This is a genomic window from Apilactobacillus apinorum (assembly GCF_001281175.1).
GTDB lineage: Bacteria > Bacillota > Bacilli > Lactobacillales > Lactobacillaceae > Apilactobacillus > Apilactobacillus apinorum.
In genome coordinates, this window is sequence record NZ_KQ440401.1 from 1 (window position 1) to 957 (window position 957).

At 29.2% G+C, this 957-nt stretch carries 2 protein-coding genes; both read left to right on the forward strand.

Going from position 1 to position 957, the window contains the following annotated elements; genetic code table 11:
* Positions 1 to 44 precede the first annotated feature (44 nt).
* Positions 45 to 554: a helix-turn-helix domain-containing protein gene (locus RZ74_RS06835; RefSeq protein ID WP_053950686.1), complete on the forward strand. Its 510-nt coding sequence runs from the start codon at positions 45 to 47 to the stop codon at positions 552 to 554.
* Between the two features lie 191 nt (positions 555 to 745).
* Positions 746 to 957 (forward strand): IS3 family transposase (locus RZ74_RS07020; RefSeq protein ID WP_330376153.1); only part of this gene is annotated, 212 nt, incomplete at its 3' end.

The following is a 957-nucleotide window of genomic DNA, read 5'->3' on the forward strand; positions in this document are numbered from 1 at the left end:
TGAACTGCACCCCAAAGTTTGTACAAAACTTTGGGGTGTTTTTTATGTCTAAATATAAATCGGAAGATAAATTAAAAGCTGTTAACGCATACCTAAACGGTATGGGTTCAACAACTGTAGCTAGAAAATTTGGAATAAATAGTAAAGAAACAGTCATTAGATGGGTTAAAAAGTATAAGAATCATGGGCTAAAAGGTTTAAAAAATAGTGTAAGTAGAGAAGAATTCACTATTAAAGAAAAGAAATATATATTACACTGGATGAAAATGACTAAATCATCTTATCCAGAAACAGCCAATCACTTTAACATTCTAGCTCCATCTACGATTTGGCAATGGGAAAATCGATTGGAAAACAAAGGTATTGATGGTTTATTGTCCCGAAGGGAAAGACGAACCATGACAAAAAAGAAAACTAACAATACTAAAACTAACAATACTAATACTGATAAAGAAAAGTTAAAGAAGCTTGAAGAAGAAAATTTAATGTTAAGGATCGAAAATGATTTCTTAAAAAAATTGAGAGCCTTAGACGACGAAGAAGATCAGAAGTAATAATTAAAATAATCGACGAACTAAGGCTAAAATATAACACTACGAAAACATTAATATTAAAGGCTTTAAAGATATCTAGAAGCACATATTATTACATTAAATCGAACCAAAATAAGCCAGATAAACATGCGAAAATCACTAAAATTATTAAGGATATAAAAAATAAAAATAAATCCTACGGATATAGAAGAGTGTGTCTGGAATTAAATAATCGTGGATACAATGTTAACCACAAACTAGTATTAAAGATAATGAAAAAGAATAATTTATTGTCTTCATCTTACGCAAGAAAGACACATAAATATAACTCATATCGTGGCCAAATTGGAAAGATTAAAACTAACCAATTAAATCGTAGGTTTAATACTGACAGACCATATCAAAAACTTAGCACTGATATTAG

Excerpts from the sequence above, each read along its gene's own strand:
- RZ74_RS06835 (WP_053950686.1), top strand. The coding sequence starts at position 45 with ATGTCTAAATATAAATCGGAAGATAAATTAAAAGCTGTTAACGCATAC.